We start from the raw sequence: 17,816 nt of genomic DNA, 5'->3' as shown, positions 1-17,816 counted from the left end.
AGGCTTGCTCATAGCCTAGATCGCAGGCTTTTTTGTAGTATGTTTGGGCTTTTTGTGCATCTTTAGGCACGCCTAAACCCCTTGCATAGAGCGCGCCTAGCCCGGCATAGCCAGCATCCCCTGCTTTTTTATAAAGTTCTAAGGCTTTGGCGAAGTTTTGGCGGAAGGCGTGCCCACCCTCATAGAGTGAGCCCAAACCAGCGTAGCCTCTTGTATCGCCCGCGTTGATGGCACGCCTGTAGTATGTAATCGCACCCAAGTAGTCGCGCACCATCCCTAAACCTTGCTGAGAGGCAAGAGCCAAAGAATAATACCCTGCCTCTCCAGCCTTTCTGTAATACTTGATGGCTTTGCTATAATCTTGTTTCACCCCATAGCCATTTTTGTATAACTTGCCCATGCCCGCATAACCTGCAATGTCTCCTAACTTGGCAGCTTGTTGGTAAAACTCCATAGCCTTTGCATAGTCTTGTTTGACCCCCCGCCCATTTTGATAGAAGTTAGCTAGACGCGCATAAGCCAAGGCGCTCCCCTTTTGGATAGCTTTTTGGTAGTATTGAATGGCTTTAGCATCATCTTGTTTGACCCCATGCCCCATCTCATACATTTGTCCGATATAAAACCAACCATCACCCTTCCCCAAAGAGGCCGCTTTTTGGTAATACTCGATCGCTTTTGTTGGGCTTTTAGGCACGCCTTTGCCCTCAAGGTATAAGGAGGCCATGCTATAGTAGCCCAAAGCATTGCCCGTTTGCATGCCTTTTTTATAGTAGTTGATCGCCTCTTGGTAGTCTTGGGCTACCCCCTTGCCATCTTTATACATGTTGCCCAGCTCCACATAACCCCAAGAACTGCCCTTATCTGTAGCCTTTTGAAAGTATTCTAGGGCTTGTTGGGCACCTTTTTCCCCCTGCACCCCTATATACAACAACCCGATATGGACATAACCATCCGGATCGCCTGCATTAGCAACCTCTTGGTAAAGCTTAAGGGCGTTGTCATAATCTTGCCCATCTTGGTATTTCTTAGCCTCGGCGTTTAAGAGTCTAATGAGGTCTTTTTTGGACTCTTGATCCCCCGCTTTAGCCCCCTCTTTGTAATAGAATTGGGCTTGGCTAATATTTTGATCAACCCCATAGCCCCCCTTTTCAAAAATAGAGCCTAACATGCGGTTTGCTTCTCGGGCTACCTCTTTGTTATCGCTTGTGCTTACTTGCTTCAAATACTCCATCGCCTTGGCATAGTCTTTTTTCACCCCCAAGCCTTCAAAATACAAATGTCCTATTTGCACATATGCCCCCAATGCCATATTCCCCTTGTTGTCTGTCTTGCCTTTTTGATAATACTCCATCGCCTTGGCATAGTCTTTTTTCACCCCCAAGCCATATTCATACATAACTCCCAATTCCACAAGCCCTGCAACATTCCCCTTTAGCGAGGCTTTTTCAAAGTATTTAAACGCCTTGTGGTAGTCTTTGGCAACCCCCAATCCACTGCTATACATAGTCCCCAATTGAATCATCGCGGCATCATCGCCCTTGTCTGCAGCCTTTTGGTAGGCTTCTAGGGCTTTTTTGTATTGTTTGGCTTGTTGATACAAGTTTCCCAAATCTGTATAAGCGGTGTAAATCCCCGCTTGCACAGCCACTTTAAAACATGCGATCGCATCTTGTGTGCTCAATCCAAGATTAGATAATCCTGTAGATACGGCACCGCGCATTGTCCCATAAGCAAAATAACCCGCACCGGGCATTTTGACACCACATTCTTGCGGATCAAACTGCTTTGCCCCCAAAACACCCGCTCCCAACCCCAAAACACAAGCCGCAAACTTCATTTTTGTTTTCATCTATTCTCCTTTGGCTTATTGACCGATGACATCCAAGACTTGGCAAGCCTGTTTGACATTGCCTTTGCATGCAATGTTTAAATGCTCCCGGGCTTTGTCGCCATTTTCGGGCACACCGATCCCATTGATATACATGATCGCTAAAGTCAAATGGGCGGGCATATTTTGCCCTTGAATGGCTAAGTTAGCGTATTCTAAGGCCTTTTTAGTGTCTTGCTTTGTACCTGCGCCAAAGGCATACATATGCGCCAACCTAGCGTATGCGCCAACAACTTTTTTGTTAGCAGCTTGGGTGTAGTAGTCAAAGGCTTTGGCATCATCTTGCGCCACGCCCTGAGCACTAAAGTACATATCTCCTAGTGCCACCAGCGCATCAGCATTACCCCCCTTGATGGCTTCTTGCAAGTCTGTTAGGGCCTTGTCATAGCTATAGTCTTCATAGCCTGTTTGGTTTGGATTTGCTAGGTATGATGTGGCGCGTTCGTAGGCTAATTGCGTTTGTATAGACTGCCTTTGTGCTTGTAAAGACTGCCTTGCCTGTTGCCGTTGTTTGGCCTCTTGGACTTTCCTTGATTGTTGCCACTCTTGGCGTTTTTTTTGCAAAATTTGATTGGGCGTTTCTTGGGGTTGTGAATTCCCCAACAACCCCCCCAAGCACCCACTTAGCATAGGGGCTAATAAACACCCACCCAGCACAACAGAACATGATTTAAAGATTTTCATAAGAGTCCCTCAAGAATGAGGGCTAAAAAAGCAAGAGAATTAGAGAGAGTTACCCCCCCCCCCCCCGCACAAAACTAGCGAAGTTGGACATGGCGATCCTTTGTTATAGAAATAAGAGGGTTGTTCTAGGGAGATAAAAATAAAGAGTGGCTTAAGGAGCGCGTAACTAGCCCCTTGATTGGGGGCTTGAAACCCTGCGCGGAGTTTAGCCCAAATTGTGAATATTGGTGAGTAAATTGTATAAAAACCAGCTATCTCCATTGTAGAACACTTGGGGCTTGGCGTTTGCGCCCTCTTTGTGCACGCTAATGCCATCCTCATAGGGGCTTATGGACACCAGTTTAGCAAAGGGGATGCGCACGCTTTTTACCTTTCCGCCAAAGTAAAGATTCTTCGTGGTGATGGCCAGTACGCCTGTGTCCACATATTGTAATTGATCCTCTTGAATTCTGCGTCCCTTAAAGGCCCCCACGCGGTAATATACCCCCTTCATAATGCGTACACTCACTCCCTGGGAGCCCCCCACATAGCGGCTTGTAGTTTTGGTTTCATAATATGCCACGCCCTGTTCTACCCAAATGAGTTTTTCGCCCTTTTGAAACACAAAGGGCAGGGGGTCGCCCATCAAGTTAAGGCATTGGGGTAGTACCCCCTCCATCACTTGGCGCAAGATATAGGCTTGCATGAGGCGTGTATAATATCCCCATTTGTCTAATATTTCTTGTGAGAGTTGAAAAAAGGCAATGAGAGCTTTAATCCTCTCTTCTTCATCCACGCTTAAAAGACCATCTTCTAAGGCTGTTTCAATGGCACGCCCCACCCCTTTAGCGATCAAATCCTGTTGTAAAGAGGGATCAATAAACGCGCTTGTGGCGCGTTGGTTTAAAGAGTTACGCAGCGTTTCTAACTCTTGGGGGGCGGTTTTATGTTGTTGATAAGCCTCTTGGATAGCTAGTTGGATTTGTTCTTGTGCCTGCGTGTGCTTTTGCAAACATTCTTTATGTTGTTTGCGCAAAAAACCCGCTGGCTGGGCGCAAAATTTACAAATCCCCATGCGCCCCCCTCAACGCCGACTTTTTTGACGCACCAAAGAGACCAACTCGATCGCGTGCGCGCGAGGCAGGTCTGCAAGCATGCCATGCCCCAAGTTGAAAATAAAACCCGGGTCCTTGCCCATTGTGTTTAAAATGCGCGCCACCCCCTGAATCATCGCCTCTTGGCTATAAAGCCTTGCGGGTTCTAAATTGCCCTGCAAGACATAGCGATCGCCCAAAATCTCTTTAGCCATAGCTAAAGGTGTGCCCCAATCACAGCCAAAGACCTCAAATTCTGCGCTTAAGTGCGCCAAATACGCCCCCACGCCCTTAGGGAAGACAATTAGGGGGATATTAGGGTGTTTGGCTTTAAGCGCATGGGTGATTTTTTGGATATAGTCCCAGCCAAATGTTAAATACGCTTCTAACTCCAACGCGCCCGCCCACGAATCAAAAATCATCAAGGCATTTGCCCCCGCTTCTATCTGTTTAGACAAATAGGCGATCAACTCGCTAGTGAGTTTTTCTAACAAAGCATGCACTATTTCAGGCTGACTATAGAGCATTTTTTTAGAGTGGTGGTAAGTCTTACTTCCCTGCCCCTCTATCATGTAAGTTGCCAAAGTCCAAGGTGCGCCACTAAAGCCAATCAAGGCTTTATCTTTATCTAGTCTAGCACGCACACTTGTGAGTGTGTCGTAGACATAAGTCAGTCGCTTATAAGCGTGGGAATACAAGGCTTTTACTTGCTCTAGAGTGCGTACCGTCTCGAGGAATCGAGGTCCTATTTGAGGCGCAAATTCTAGGGGTAGCCCCATAGCATAAGGCAAGAGCAAAATATCGCTAAAGAGAATGGCTGCGTCCACATCTAGGATTTCTATGGGTTGGAGGGTTATCTCTGTGGCCCATTTGACATTAGCGCAGAGGTCTAAGAAGTTTTTAGCTTGTTGGCGTACCTCTTGGTATTCGCGCAAATAACGCCCCGCTTGGCGCATCATCCAAATAGGGGTATAGGGGGTTGCTCGCCTAAAACACGCATCAATAAAGATCATCGCAATCCTTTAAATGGGGTTTAAGCTCAATTTTAGCGCGCATGCACTCTACAATCTTGCCATGCAAACGCGCGTAAATGCTGGCTAAATTGAGTTGGTGGTCATAGAGGGCTAGGGTGGAGTTTAAATTTTCTTGCAAACCATGCATGAAAAACTCTTGCATGGCATGGTAGTCCTCTAGCTCTAGCCCCAAAGAAACAAGCAGTTTATAGGTGTAGGCATCCACCACCATCACGGGGCGCAAGCAGGCGTAATTGAGGACACTGTCCGCGCTCTCAAAGCCGACCCCTTTTTGGGACAAGAGCCAATTTCGATCCACCGCTGTTTTAAAGCCTTCAAAATCGCCAAAATCCTCTAAAATGCGCCGACTCAAGGCGATCAAATAACCCGCCTTTTGGCGGTAAAACCCGCTAGGAGCAATGAGTTGAGCGAGGTTGTCTTGGGAGATATGGGCTAGATTGTGCAGGCTTTGGGTGGGTTCTGGGCTTAAAACTTTGGCGTGTTTGAGTTGGGCTAGGCTGAGGCGCACCTTGGCAAAGCGCGCGCGTTGGGTTAAGATCGCTCCCACCACCACCTCAAAACTCCCTGCCCCGGGCCACCATAGAGGTGGGGCGTTTTTGAGCAGATCAAGGCCTTTGAGCGCATACAAAATCTCTAGGCTAGAGATCATCTACACAAAGCGCACCAAGATCATGCCACAAAACGCATTGCCCTTATAGACCTCCACGCGATAAATTCTCCCCTTTGTGTCCACAGAAAAACGCGTAGAGAGGTTTTTATGGGCGATTTTTACCCCCACTTCATTGGGTTTGCTCCCCTCATTGGCGCGTGAAAACCCGATAATATTCACACGATACCCCTTTTTAGGGAGCACCTTAAAGCTCCCCTTGACATCAACGATGCTGGCTAGAGCGATCGTTTTGACCTTGTTGTCGATCTCTATATTGATGTCTTTAAGACTATCATCAAAGGGCATGTATTCGGGGATAAAACGCGTCATGAGTTTGTTGCCGTATTTGAGCCAAATTTGATTTTTGCGGGGCAATAGACCTAAAATATAACTTTGCGAATCTAGGGGGATTTGACTCACAGGCGCGTTTTTGGGGAAGGGGAAGAAATGCAGGCGATCGCGCAAACCATAGAGGGGGAGAGTGGTGTTGTGATTCAAAGTAACTTGGAGTTTGCGATCGTTAATCAGGCGATAAATGGCTAAGGGATTGAGCGCGAAATCCTTGCTATAGTGAATCCCTAATTCTTGCAATATGCCTTCTATGGCTAGCAGATGGTAATAGACGCGCTGGGCTAAGGTGAGCTCCTTGCTGGCTTCATTGGCAAAGGCGGGCTTGTCATGCTTGATAGCAAAGTAAGTCAAGGCTTTTTCCATCTCTTTATCCCCCCTTGCTGTGTGGGTGTTGTGGATATGGTAGCGGTGTAGGGGCTTGAGGAGGTGGGCGTTGATATGCTCTGTCGTCTTTGCAGAAATGTGTTTGAGATCGCCAAAGGTGGTGTGGGCGAGGTTGTTTTGATCGATGATAAAGGAATTGCCCCAACGCCTAGGGTTGAGTAATGCACTTTCATAATGGGGGCGGTAGAAGCCGCTCCCATCGTGTAAATGCAACACAGCGTTCACATCAGAGGCGGTGATGGTGTGTTTGATGGATTGGATAAGCGGGTATTCGGGGTCTTTAGGGCTAAGATAGGCAAATTTGCGATTCAAATCGCCATACACGCCCCGATGGTTTAAGAGCATGGAATACTTGTTGAGTACGGGGACTACCCATACCGAACCAGATAAAATCTTGTAATGGGTGAGAAAAATATTGGTGGTGTTGAACCCCCCGGGCTCATCGCCTTGAATCCCACCCATGAGCAATAAAGTAGGCCCTTTTTGATCCCCTATCTTTTTGATCACATGAATGGATTTTTCTGCCTGCGCCAAACAAGGCAATACGAAAGCCAAGCACAATAACAATAGTCTCATTAACTCTCTCTTGGATTAAGGATAAAATAAGTTGCCATTATATCCAAAAAGCCGGCGGATTTATCCAAAAAAGGGGAATGAAAAATGCTTGGTTTTGGTATCTTGTTACAAGGATTAGGCCATGAGAGAGAATATGCTAGAAGTCTTTAAAAAGCACTTGGGGGCGATTGACCCTGCAGATTTGGGAATCTTAGATACCCAACAAAAAGCTAGCAAAATCCAGCACTTTAATCACGAAATCAAGGGTTTAAACGAGAGTATTGGGGCGTTGCAGACTTTACAGATCGCCTGCCAGAAACTTCTCAAATTAGAGGCAGAGGCGCATGAAAGCATGCAAGAGGTGGTTGACAAGGCATGTTTTAAAGGGCAAGGACTCTTTGGCGTGGGTTTGCAAATTAGCCTAGATTCTCAAGAATCTCTACACCTAGAAATTCAAAACCCTCTAGAGGTGTTGGCTTCCAAAGGGCTAGAGGGCATGCGCGCGGTGCTAGAAGAAGGTTTAGAGCGCATTAAGGACGCGCTGGCGCGCATCCAAGAGAGTGTGAATCAAAAGCAAGTCTTCAAAAAGCCTCCCACTCTCAACACACCCCACTTTGATAAGAGCGCGTTGTTAGCCATCAAGAGTTCTTAGGAGGGTTTGCGTCTGCTTGGGGGGGTTCTTGCCTTATGCTGGAGGGGTTCTTTTGGTCCTACTGGTTTTGAGCATCCGGTCATATGCTCTTGAAAGGGGGTAGAACAAGTTGTTAGGAAGATTATCCATGTCCCCTCTTACTTTATTCAAGAAAGGGCAATACAGAGAGTGTAGTGCGCTTCATTGTGTTACTGGTTATATCTGGTGTCGCTGCTTTGGGCATTGTCGCCTATTTCAAAGAAAAGTATGACATGTTCTACGCGATGGCTATGGCGCATGTTAGTTGCTAGGAATTTTAAGGGTTTAGCGCTTGGTTTATTGCGGTTTACACAACTATTGTAAAAGCCCCTTTAGAGTTTTTGACTCTAAATAAAAACACTCCAAGGAGTATAACATGAGGCATGGAGATATTAGCAGCAGTCCGGATACCGTAGGTGTGGCGGTGGTCAATTATAAGATGCCCAGGTTGCACACCAAGGCACAGGTACTAGAGAATTGCCACAACATCGCCAAGGTGATCCATGGGGTCAAGCAGGGCCTGCCCGGGTTGGATCTGATTATTTTCCCGGAATACAGCACGCAGGGGATCATGTACGACAGGCAGGAAATGTTTGACACTGCGGCGAGTGTTCCGGGGGAAGAGAGCGCTATTTTTTCTGAGGCTTGCAAAAAGAACAAGGTTTGGGGCGTGTTTTCTTTGACGGGGGAAAAACACGAAGATCCTAAGAAAAACCCCTATAACACCTTGATCCTCATCAATGACAAGGGCGAGATCGTGCAAAAATACCGCAAGATTTTGCCCTGGTGTCCTATTGAATGCTGGTATCCGGGGGATAAAACCTATGTGGTAGAGGGACCTAAGGGCTTGAAAGTCTCTTTGATTATCTGTGATGATGGCAACTATCCGGAGATTTGGCGCGATTGTGCGATGAGGGGGGCCGAGCTCATCGTGCGCTGTCAGGGCTACATGTATCCGGCCAAAGAACAGCAAATTACAATGGTCAAAGCGATGGCGTGGGCTAATCAGTGTTATGTGGCTGTGGCGAACGCGACCGGTTTTGATGGGGTGTATTCTTATTTTGGGCACTCTAGCATCATCGGTTTTGATGGGCGCACTTTGGGCGAATGCGGAGAAGAGGAAAATGGACTCCAATACGCCCAACTCTCTGTGCACCAAATCCGCGATGCTAGAAAATACGATCAAAGCCAAAACCAACTCTTTAAACTCTTGCACCGCGGTTATAGCGGGGTTTTTGCTAGTGGTGATGGCAATAAGGGTGTGGTGGAATGCCCTTTTGAGTTCTATAAAACTTGGGTCAATGATCCCAAAAAGGCTCAAGAAAATGTAGAAAAATTCACCCGCTCAAGCGTGGGTGTGGCCGCTTGCCCTGTGGGCGATCTGCCTAAAGAGTGATAAATAGAGGGGGTGTTTAGCGCCTAGTGTCATCTTAAGAGGTGTGATAGCGCCTCTTAGGCCAAAAACGGCTTAATCTTTCTTTTCTTTTAGATCCATCACCCCTCCTACAAATGCTCCTATCCCCGCTCCCACCAGAGTGCCCACCAAAGGCACCATAGAGCCCAAAAACCCCCCAAGGGCGAATCCAGCCAAAGTCTTAGGGACTTTGGGGGTAGGATTGCCCATATCTAGCTGTCTTGCTTATTTTTGGCTTTAGCGTTAGCAACCACTCCAGCAATAGCCACTCCAGCCCCCACAGCAGCCCCCACGGGACCTAGCATAGCCAACAAAGCCCCAGCACCCAACCCCATAGCTGCTCTAGGATTTTCTTTCACGAATTTATCAATTTTTTCTTGTGCTTCTTTCTGCTCTGGTGTCATTGCCATTATTTTTTCCTCCTAACTTTTTTTAGACCCGGCGATCGCCGCACCTGCTGCACCTGCTGCAATGGCTACGCCTGCAAGTGGTGCTGCTGTTGCAACCAAAACGCCCGCCCCAACACCTGTTAAAATCTTAAGCACTGCCATTTTCTCCCCCTAGTCTAGCAACTTGACCGCTTCTTGGTAGAGCATGAAATTTTTCACCACCCAATCCTTGAACTGATCCACCTTTTGAGTGGAAACCCCCATCTCTTTGGCATAAGAGTAGATGGTGTCCCTTTCATTGTCATGCCATCGGCTATCAGCTAGGGCGACAGAGACCAACTCCAGCAATGCGGCGTGTTTGGCGCGGTTTGTGGTGAAAAGTTTGCCCAAAGTGTTTAAGGGCACTTCTTTTTCAGCGATGCCGTATTCGCATTGCTTTTTGATTACATCTAAAGCCCCTAGTTGCAGTTCGTGCAACACCCCATCGGCCTCAATGACTTTTCTAGCCAAGAACAAGAACACTTGTTGTTGTTCTACACTCAAATCCTGGATAAACATGTTTTGCTCCTTGTTTAGTGTTGAAGTTTTAAGCCCATTTGCCAGAGCCTTTAAGCTCTACGGCAATCGTGTCTGCCTTGACATCCCACGAACTGTTATCTGCTGGATTGCAGCTCGAACAAACCGGCACAACCCACCAACTGCGCTCATCGTCTAAATACACATGTGCACCCCGGTCAGCATAATTACCGCAACCATGAATGCAACACTTAGGATTAGACCTCCCTGTTTCTTTTTTCCAAAAGTCAATCCATGAGCGTTCAACCTTTGGCCTATGATTGCTTGTGTTTGTGATATGCGTGATGTAATTAAAAGTTTTTTTTGCCACAACCTACCTTTCTCTAAATTTAGACCCCCATTGTAGCGAGAGAGAGAGAGAGAGAGTCAAGAGAAAAACGCGTGAATTTTAGGATTGCTTAGAATTTTTCAAACTTTTATTAAGTGTTCTAGTGCGGGTAAAATGGTGTCAAAGGGGGGACTTGAACCCCCGACCTCCGGCTTATGAGACCAGCGCTCTAGACCAGCTGAGCTACCTTGACAAAAACGCCTATTATAAAGGCATTTTGCTTAAAAATACTTGATTAGAGCATCACATCAAGGGCTTGGTAGGCTTGATCGTAAGCGTTTTTATAGCGATCTACAAAATTTTGATCCAAACCTAGGGCTTTTTTAAATTGGGCTTCTTGGATGGCTTGTAAGCCGTCAAATTTGTGCTCGATCTCTTTAGCGTCTTGTTGAATCTGCCCGCCATAAAAACTTGTCAAGCTGTAGAGCGACTGGGCAGCTAGGCGTTTTTCATTCTCATTCATCCCCGCCGTGGCGCGCAAAAACGCGCTGTACTCGTTATCGCTCATCAACTCCAAGACTAAAAAGCCATAAGTCTCGCGCTTCAAGCCATTGGGCTCGCGCTCCACTTTAGAGACCTCAGCGACCACTTCAGGCTGTTTTTCCCCCCTAGCGGGCGCGGGAGTTTCACCGCGTTCTAAATGAGACGCGTTCAACAGGGCATAGAGATTAGGTTGGTTGCGTATATCTTTAACTTCCATGAAATCCATCCTAAATCAAAGGTACACACCCAAAGCAAAAATTAGTCCAACTTGATCTTAAAGCCCTCCAATGGCTATAATAGCGCATGCACACATTAGAATCACCCTTTTTTCCTCTCGATACGCCCGCGCGCTTTTTTGCCTCCACCCATGCTCCTATTGCCTTTCACTTTAAAAAATGCTCTCGAGATTTTAGCGTGGTAGAAGAACCTCTTTACCCCTTTAGTGGGTGTGGGGAACATGTCATTCTCAAGGTACGCAAGAAGGACAAGAGTACTTGGGAGATGCTCTCCATGCTCTCTGCCGTGAGCGGGTGCAAAATCTCAGAATTTGGTTATGCTGGGCTCAAAGACAAGCAAGCCATCAGCACGCAATACATCTCTATGCCCAAAAGCGCACACACCCTAGAGACCCAAGCCCCTAGGCTTTTAGACCATGGCATTAAGATTTTAGAGAGCACCTACCACAACCACAAGATTCGCTTAGGGCATCTCAAGGGCAATTATTTCACGATGCACTTAAAAAAACTCAAACCCGTGGACGCTCAAAAGATTCAAGAGGTGCTCAAGTTTCTACAAGCCTATGGCTTCCCTAATTACTTTGGGGCGCAACGCTTTGGCAAGAGTGGGGATAATTTTAAACAGGCGCACACCCACCATAAAAAGCTCAACGCCTTTTTTCTCTCCAGTTATCAAAGCCATCTGTTCAACCATTGGTTGAGCGCGCGCATGCGCTTGAACACGCTGCTAGCCCACTTCTCCCCCCAAGAGATCCGCTCTGAATTTGCCAGTTTAGACCTAGACACCCTCAAAGCCCTCCAAGATCAAGAACACTATTTTAAACTCTTAGAGGGGGATATTCTGTGCCATTATCCCTTTGGCAAATACTTTGAACATGACGACCCACACAACGCCACGCGCCTGCGCGCCCAAGAGATCGCCCCTACCGGTTTGCTCACCGGGCAAAAAGCACTCCATGCCAAAGAACTAGCATGGCATTTAGAGCGCCCCTATGTGCACCCCTTGAACACTAAGGGAGATCGCCGTTACGCGTTAGTCTTCCCTAGTGATGTGCGTTTTACCTATCTCCCCCAAGAAGCCCATGGCAAATTAGAATTTTTTCTGCCCAAAGGGGCGTATGCCACGATCTTTTTAGAAGAGATCGCCGGGCGCATTCTATTTTCTCCTAAGGAGTTAGCATGAGCTTTGATCAAATCATCGCCTCTAACCAACGCAAAAGCCTATTAGTTTTGATCACCTATGGGGCAACCTTTGTACTGATTGGCTTGCTTGTGGATTTGGTGCGCATTAATGCGCCTAGTTTGGGGGTAGGTTTGGCGCGCTTACTCAGCTTTCAGGTGATGCCCACCATCACGCTGATCATGTTAGCGGTGGCTTTGGGGATCATTGTCTTTTGTATCAACAACTCCCAAGCGATCATGCTCTCTGGCAATGAATACAAGCGCATCGATCCTAGCCATGTTTTGCGCGGCAAGGAGCGCATGCTCTCTGAGATTTTAGAAGAGTTGTTGCGCGCCTCTAACACCCCCTTTAGACCCCAACTCTATGTGATGGACGCGCCTTTTATGAACGCTTTTGCCAGCGGTTGGGATGGCAATAACGCGCTCATCGCGCTGACCACAACGCTTATTGACAATTTGGATCGCCAAGAGATCAAGGCGGTCATGGCGCATGAACTCAGTCATATTTTGCATGGAGACATTCGCCTAACCATGTGCGTGGGGATTTTGAGCAATATCATGCTCTTGGGGGCGAATGTGGGCGTGTGGGCGTTTTTAGGGGGGCGCAACAATAGCGGGGCGAATATAGCGCGCACGATCTTGCTGGTCTTGCAATTCATTTTGCCCATTTTTAGCTTGCTCTTGCAAATGTATTTGAGTCGCTCTAGGGAGTTTATGGCAGATAGCGGGGCGGCTTATATCATGCATGATAGCGCGCCCATGGTGTCTGCCTTGCAAAAAATCGCTAGTAATTATGCCAGCCATGATTTTAGCCAAGCCGATCCCAACCCCACTAGACTCGCCAGCTATATTTTTAACCCCGCTGAACTTTTTAACACCCACCCTAGTATTGAACAACGCATCGCGCTGTTACAAAGAGGGCGTTAATGCAAGAGTTATGGGCTCAATTATGCGCACGCATAGGCGAAGACCCCCAAAGAGAAGGGCTAAAAGACACCCCCAAACGCCTCAAAGAGCTTTGGGATCACCTCATGCAGGGCTATCACTTAAACCCTGAACGCATTTTACAAAGTGCTTTTAGTATTGAAGCGTGCGATGGGATTGTTATGCTTAAAGATATTGAGTTTTATAGCATGTGCGAACACCATTTACTGCCCTTTTTTGGGCATGTGAGTGTGGGCTATATCCCTAGAGATAAGGTTGTGGGCTTGGATGCGATCGCCAAATTAGTAGAGGCTTTCTCAAGGCGTTTACAGATTCAAGAACGCTTGAGTGAGGAGATTGCTAGCACCTTTGAGCGGATTTTACAGCCTAAGGGCGTGGGGGTGTTTTGTGTCGCCAAACACCTATGCATGGCGATGCGCGGGGTGCAAAAACAAGAGGCGTTAGTGAAAACCAGCGCGCTTAAAGGGCTTTTTAAAAGCGATGCGCGCACCCGCGCGGAGTTTATGCAATTATTACAATCCTAACTTCTTGCCTGTTTGGACAAACAGAGTACCAAACCCAAGGCTAAAGAATTGGCGATAATGGAGCTCCCCCCATAGCTCAAAAAGGGCACGGCGATCCCCTTGATAGGGATGATCCCGCTCACCCCAAAGGCGTTAATGATGAAAGAAAAGCCCATCAGCAACGCCACACCCAAGCAAAAAAGCATGTGCTTGGGATTGTCTAGGCGGTTGGTGATCTTAAACATCCCATGCAGGAGGGCTAACATCAACCCCACACAAATAAAGATCGCCACAAAGCCCAATTCTTCAGCCAGCCCGGCTAAGATCATATCCGTGTGCACCTCGCTTAAAAAACCCAGTTTCACCACCCCCTCGCCCAAGCCCTGCCCGAGTATCCCCCCATGCTTGATGGCGTTGGTGGCATGATAAATTTGGTAGGGTTCTGGCAGATTGTCAATGCGCAAGCTATTGGCAAGCTTGGAGGGCAATAAAGAGAGGATCGAGCTTTGCAGATTAGACCACCAAAGTTTCATGCGCAAAATGCGGTGCGCGCTGGTGAAAATCGCCACCAGCCCGATACACAACGCAAGAGTGAAAAAGATTTTAAAGAGTTTAAAGCTCCCCCCAGAGAAAATGAGCAAAAAGCCCAAGACAATCGCTAGTAAGATCACCTGCCCCAAATCGTTTTGCAACACCCCGATAAAAAAGGCGGCGCATAGAAACAAGACAAAATAGGGGATGAGGATCATCAGCTCTTCTTTCACGCTGGCTTTTTCTTGATTAAAGAAGGTGCGCGACAAACTCCATGACAAGAAAAACACAAAGCCCACTTTAAAAAACTCTGTAGGAGCAAGCGAAAAGAAGGGGAGGCGAATCCATCGCTTTGCCCCCCCCGCGCTAGAGGACATGCTCTCAGGCAAAAAATTCATCAACACGATGAGTAAAAACGAGCCAAAGAAGAGCACAAAGCCCAGTTTGACAAACCATTTATCCGGATCCAACCACGAAACCCCCCACATCAGCACAATCCCCACCCCCACAGCCACCGCTTGGCGCACAAAAAAATGGAATTCTTGGTAGCGGTATAGCAAGGTGGTGTAGGTGGAGAGAGAGTAGCTCATCACTACGCTTAAGCCCATGAGCAGGCTTGCATAGAGAAATAAACGCCGGTAAGCCATCCACGACCTTTGGAAAATATGTTTGGAAACTATGCTATAATTATACAAAATTTTACCGGTTTGGCTTTTGGGGTTGTGGAATACTCCTTGCTTTTATATACTTTTAAGAAAGGGTCGTTATGGATTTGTCTAAAGCCTATCCGTTGGTGTACAAGGCGATGGATTACCGCGCCTTGCGGCAGGATTTGATCGCGAGCAATATCGCCAATGTGGACACGCCTTTTTACCGCCCTAAGGATTTGGATTTTGAAACCATGCTAGCCCGCAAAAAGGCAGAGGTGTTCGATCACCAAAAAGACCAGCACCTAAAACTTGCCGAGACCAATCCGCGGCATTTAGAGCCTAAGGATTATGAGGACAACAAGGCGACCATCTTTTTTAGGGATGGGCACTTGGCTAAGAATGATGGCAATAGCGTGGACATTGATATTGAAACCTCAGAGATGGGGAAAAACTCTACCATGTATTTGGCTTTGACCACCGCGCTTAAAAAGCACAGAAGCATCGTTAATTACGCCATTGACGCGGCGAAGAATATTTAGAAGAAAGGACCCCCATGTTTTTATCTAGTTTTGACATCAGCGGTTATGGATTATCCGCTCAAAGAGTGCGCGCCAATCTCATTTCTTCTAATATCGCCAACGCCAACACCACCCGCACCGATGAGGGCGGACCTTACCGCCGTCAAGAGGCGATCTTCAAGTCCTTTGACTTCAATAAGGTGTTGAACGAAAAGCTTGCGGAGAATAACAATTTGATGGAGTATGAAGACCCCTTAGATGAGAGTGATGACATTGAAAAGCCCAATCCACCCATCATGGGGGTTTACATTGAAAAGATCGTCCGGGACGACAAAGCCCCGCTACTCAAGTACGACCCCACCCACCCAGACGCGGACGCAAATGGCTATGTGTCCTACCCTAATGTAAACCCGGTGGTAGAAATGGCGGATTTGATTGAAGCCACGCGCGCCTACCAAGCCAATGTGGCGGCGTTTCAGAGCACGAAAAATATGGCAACCAACGCCATTGGCATGCTACAAGCTTAATTTACAAGAAAGGAGACTCTCTTTTAGACTTAAAGATTAGCTGAAAGGGACGATATAGGTGAACACGATGCAAGGAGTCAACATGAAAACTTTATACACTGATATAGGGTTGAATAAAGCTAGCACTCCTTTAGATTCAAAGGCGCATGAGAATCTAATGGAGAAGGGGGAGTTCTCTGCGATGCTCAAGCACTCTATTGATGAACTCAACAACACCCAAAAAGAATCCGACAAGGCGCTTGCGGACATGGCGACCGGGCAGGTGAAAGACCTGCACCAAGCCGCCATTGCCATTGGCAAAGCCGAAACCAGCATGAAACTCATGCTAGAGGTGCGCAACAAGGCGATCAGCGCTTATAAAGAACTCTTGAGGACTCAGATTTAACTAGCCTATGTGGCTTGTGCTTGAAGGGTTTTTTTAAGTGAGCACTGAGCCCAACTCCCCCTACTCCGACCCTAGAAACCCCGATTTAGACCCTAGACGCACCGAAAGACTCTTACTCATCTTCATGGTGGTAGGGGGCTGTTTGCTGCTCTTTGCGGTGGTGATGTTTTTCAAGGCGTTGTTGCCTAGAAAAATGCCCGCTTTCGTGGTTACCAAGACCAATATCGCCATGCGGGGCAGCATTTATAGCCAAGATGGTTTTTCTCTAGCCAGTAGCCAAAAGCTCTTTAAAGTGAGTTTTAACCCCCTCTCCATTGACCCAGACAAGCGGGATTTTTTCATTGACCTGCTCTCTATCTACACCAATATCCCCCGTTCTCTCATCGCCCAAAAATGCACCCAAACCACCTATGTAACCCTCTCTTATAGCATTAACGCCAACACGGCGGCTAGCTTGCGCCAACTCAATGCCAAGCTTTTAGCCTATAATGTTTTCGTGGAGTATGAGGATGCCAATAAGAAAATCATGCCCAAAGTGGGCTTGAGCATTGAAGTGAGCGGGATGGCGCGCAATTACCCTTATAAGGACAATTTTGAACCCCTAGTGGGCTATGTCAAAAAGATCGACACCTCTAAAATCACGATGGTACAAGGGGTCAAGGGCTTAGAAAAGTTTGACAACAAAATGCTCAGTGCCAAACATGACGGGCAGGACACGGGCAAGCGCGATATTGGCTTTAACTTGATTGAAGACAAGAGTTTTGAGAGCATCGCTAGAGTGGATGGTTTTGACATCACTTTGAGCATCCCCTTAAAAATCCAGCGCGATCTAGAGCGCATTTTAGATCGGGCAAAAACCCATTACAAATCCCAACAAATCATCGCGGGCGTGTTTTCTCCTAGCAATGGCGAAATTCTCACCTTAGCGACCACCAATAGATTTAACCCCAATAATATTCAAAAGAGCGATTACGGGGCGTTAAATGTGGACGCGATCGAGCTCTCCTTTGAGCCGGGCAGCACCATTAAACCCATTGTCTACAGCTTATTGATAGATAAAAAGCGGATCAATCCCGCCCAGCCCATTGATCTAAGCCATGGTATCTACAAATTGGGCAAATACACGATCAAAGACGACCTCATCCCCCCCAAAAACGCCACCATTGAAGATGTCTTAGTGCGTTCTAGCAATGTGGGCATGATCAAACTCTCCAAACGACTCAACGCCCAAGAGATGTATGAAGGACTTAAGAGTTTTGGGGTGAGCGAACCTACCGGGATTGACTTGCCCTATGAGAAAAACGGGTTATTGCCCAGTGTACGCCTGCTCAGTGGTGAAGTGTATAAGGGCAGTGTCTCTTATGGCTATGGTTTGCGCACCACCTTTATGCAACTCTTGCGTGCCTATGGGGTTTTTGCCAACGATGGCTTTTTAGTAACCCCCCATTTAGCCCAACGCTTTAACGCCGCTAATGGCGATGTGTACATCCCCAATTTCCCGGCTAAAAAGCAAGTCATCAGCAAAGAGAGCGCGCGCAAAATGCAAGAACTCCTCATCAAGGTCGTAACGCATGGCACGGGCAAGAGCGCGCAGGTGAGCGGGCTTGTCATCGGGGGCAAGACGGGCACAGCGCGCATTGCCAACAAGGGCAGATACACCGATGTGTACAATAGTTCGTTTTTTGGCTTTGCTAAGGACAAACAAAACACTTATGGGATCGGGGTGGTGGTCTTTGGCTCTTTGGGCAGTGAAGAGTATTATGGTAGCCAGACTGCTGCGCCCATTTTTAAACAGATTGTGCAAATGCTCATCAAAAACCAATACCTCACCCCCGCCCCCGCCCCGCCCCCCAAACCCCTC

21 protein-coding genes and 1 tRNA gene are annotated in these 17,816 nt (G+C 47.4%); 9 read left to right on the top strand and 13 right to left on the bottom strand.

Features of this window, described 5'->3' with window-relative positions; genetic code table 11:
* From EAO38_RS07185 to EAO38_RS07160, 6 genes are all read right to left on the bottom strand, one after another.
* The coding region (locus EAO38_RS07185) for an SEL1-like repeat protein (protein WP_162982727.1) at positions 1-1,849 on the bottom strand (1,849 nt) is incomplete at its 3' end.
* 15 nt (positions 1,850-1,864) lie between these two features.
* The gene (locus EAO38_RS07180; RefSeq protein ID WP_121022473.1) at positions 1,865-2,572 is read right to left on the bottom strand and encodes a tetratricopeptide repeat protein; all 708 of its coding nucleotides are present in this window, start codon (positions 2,570-2,572) and stop codon (positions 1,865-1,867) included.
* A gap of 205 nt (positions 2,573-2,777) precedes the next feature.
* Entirely contained in the window at positions 2,778-3,626 is an 849-nt protein-coding gene (locus EAO38_RS07175) for a hypothetical protein (protein WP_121022471.1), read from the bottom strand.
* Positions 3,627-3,635: 9 nt separating this feature from the next.
* On the bottom strand, positions 3,636-4,658 hold the full coding sequence (gene hemE / locus EAO38_RS07170) for a uroporphyrinogen decarboxylase (protein WP_121022469.1): 1,023 nt from the start codon (positions 4,656-4,658) through the stop codon (positions 3,636-3,638).
* A complete protein-coding gene (locus tag EAO38_RS07165) occupies positions 4,645-5,328 on the bottom strand; it encodes a 3-methyladenine DNA glycosylase (protein WP_121022467.1) in 684 nt (227 codons plus the stop codon). Before EAO38_RS07165 ends, hemE begins: the two co-directional genes overlap by 14 nt.
* Positions 5,329-6,639 carry a M99 family carboxypeptidase catalytic domain-containing protein gene (locus EAO38_RS07160; protein WP_121022465.1) on the bottom strand — a complete coding sequence of 437 codons (1,311 nt, stop codon included), beginning with the start codon at positions 6,637-6,639 and terminating at the stop codon, positions 5,329-5,331.
* A gap of 121 nt (positions 6,640-6,760) precedes the next feature.
* Between EAO38_RS07160 and EAO38_RS07155 the strand changes: the two genes are divergently transcribed.
* Both EAO38_RS07155 and EAO38_RS07150 read left to right on the top strand, forming a co-directional pair.
* Positions 6,761-7,270 (top strand): flagellar FLiS export co-chaperone, encoded by a 510-nt coding sequence (locus EAO38_RS07155; RefSeq protein ID WP_121022463.1) that lies wholly within the window; start codon positions 6,761-6,763, stop codon positions 7,268-7,270.
* A gap of 394 nt (positions 7,271-7,664) precedes the next feature.
* Complete coding sequence (locus EAO38_RS07150) at positions 7,665-8,684, top strand: aliphatic amidase (protein ID WP_121022461.1); 1,020 nt, start codon at positions 7,665-7,667, stop codon at positions 8,682-8,684.
* A 72-nt stretch (positions 8,685-8,756) separates the two neighbouring features.
* Here the strand turns inward: EAO38_RS07150 and EAO38_RS09490 are convergent, their stop codons facing one another.
* From EAO38_RS09490 to EAO38_RS07125, 6 genes are all read right to left on the bottom strand, one after another.
* Complete coding sequence (locus tag EAO38_RS09490; RefSeq protein ID WP_121022459.1) at positions 8,757-8,912, bottom strand: glycine zipper domain-containing protein; 156 nt, start codon at positions 8,910-8,912, stop codon at positions 8,757-8,759.
* Between the two features lie 2 nt (positions 8,913-8,914).
* On the bottom strand, positions 8,915-9,112 hold the full coding sequence (locus EAO38_RS07140; RefSeq protein WP_121022457.1) for a hypothetical protein: 198 nt from the start codon (positions 9,110-9,112) through the stop codon (positions 8,915-8,917).
* Between the two features lie 12 nt (positions 9,113-9,124).
* Complete coding sequence (locus EAO38_RS09370; RefSeq protein WP_268877827.1) at positions 9,125-9,253, bottom strand: hypothetical protein; 129 nt, start codon at positions 9,251-9,253, stop codon at positions 9,125-9,127.
* Positions 9,254-9,262: 9 nt separating this feature from the next.
* Entirely contained in the window at positions 9,263-9,649 is a 387-nt protein-coding gene (locus EAO38_RS07135) for a molecular chaperone DnaJ (RefSeq protein ID WP_121022455.1), read from the bottom strand.
* Between the two features lie 461 nt (positions 9,650-10,110).
* Positions 10,111-10,188 (bottom strand) — tRNA-Met (locus EAO38_RS07130).
* Between the two features lie 42 nt (positions 10,189-10,230).
* Positions 10,231-10,695 (bottom strand): hypothetical protein, encoded by a 465-nt coding sequence (locus EAO38_RS07125; protein ID WP_121022453.1) that lies wholly within the window; start codon positions 10,693-10,695, stop codon positions 10,231-10,233.
* An 86-nt stretch (positions 10,696-10,781) separates the two neighbouring features.
* Between EAO38_RS07125 and truD the strand changes: the two genes are divergently transcribed.
* From truD to folE, 3 genes are read left to right on the top strand one after another with little or no spacing between them, the layout of a single operon-like run.
* The gene (truD, locus tag EAO38_RS07120; protein ID WP_121022451.1) at positions 10,782-11,897 is read left to right on the top strand and encodes a tRNA pseudouridine(13) synthase TruD; all 1,116 of its coding nucleotides are present in this window, start codon (positions 10,782-10,784) and stop codon (positions 11,895-11,897) included.
* The gene (htpX, locus tag EAO38_RS07115; protein ID WP_104752939.1) at positions 11,894-12,823 is read left to right on the top strand and encodes a zinc metalloprotease HtpX; all 930 of its coding nucleotides are present in this window, start codon (positions 11,894-11,896) and stop codon (positions 12,821-12,823) included. Before truD ends, htpX begins: the two co-directional genes overlap by 4 nt.
* Positions 12,823-13,365: a GTP cyclohydrolase I FolE gene (folE, locus tag EAO38_RS07110; protein ID WP_121022449.1), complete on the top strand. Its 543-nt coding sequence runs from the start codon at positions 12,823-12,825 to the stop codon at positions 13,363-13,365. Before htpX ends, folE begins: the two co-directional genes overlap by 1 nt.
* Here folE and EAO38_RS07105 read toward each other — a convergent pair.
* Positions 13,362-14,522, bottom strand: coding sequence for an FtsW/RodA/SpoVE family cell cycle protein (locus tag EAO38_RS07105; protein WP_104752941.1), 1,161 nt, complete (start codon positions 14,520-14,522; stop codon positions 13,362-13,364). The genes folE and EAO38_RS07105 overlap by 4 nt on opposite strands.
* A gap of 119 nt (positions 14,523-14,641) precedes the next feature.
* On the opposite strand from EAO38_RS07105, the gene flgB reads away from it, so the two are divergent.
* The 4 genes from flgB to EAO38_RS07085 all read left to right on the top strand — a co-directional run.
* A complete protein-coding gene (gene flgB / locus EAO38_RS07100; RefSeq protein ID WP_121022447.1) occupies positions 14,642-15,064 on the top strand; it encodes a flagellar basal body rod protein FlgB in 423 nt (140 codons plus the stop codon).
* 14 nt (positions 15,065-15,078) lie between these two features.
* Entirely contained in the window at positions 15,079-15,570 is a 492-nt protein-coding gene (gene flgC, locus EAO38_RS07095; protein ID WP_104752943.1) for a flagellar basal body rod protein FlgC, read from the top strand.
* 82 nt (positions 15,571-15,652) lie between these two features.
* On the top strand, positions 15,653-15,955 hold the full coding sequence (gene fliE / locus EAO38_RS07090; RefSeq protein WP_013468841.1) for a flagellar hook-basal body complex protein FliE: 303 nt from the start codon (positions 15,653-15,655) through the stop codon (positions 15,953-15,955).
* A gap of 124 nt (positions 15,956-16,079) precedes the next feature.
* On the top strand, positions 16,080-17,816 hold a 1,737-nt coding region (locus EAO38_RS07085), incomplete at its 3' end, for a peptidoglycan D,D-transpeptidase FtsI family protein (RefSeq protein WP_407927433.1).

The sequence above is a fragment of the Helicobacter vulpis genome (genome assembly GCF_003660395.1).
In the GTDB taxonomy this organism is placed as follows: domain Bacteria; phylum Campylobacterota; class Campylobacteria; order Campylobacterales; family Helicobacteraceae; genus Helicobacter; species Helicobacter vulpis.
The sequence above is the reverse complement of the archived record's forward strand: the minus strand, read 5'-3'. Positions and strand labels throughout refer to the sequence as shown.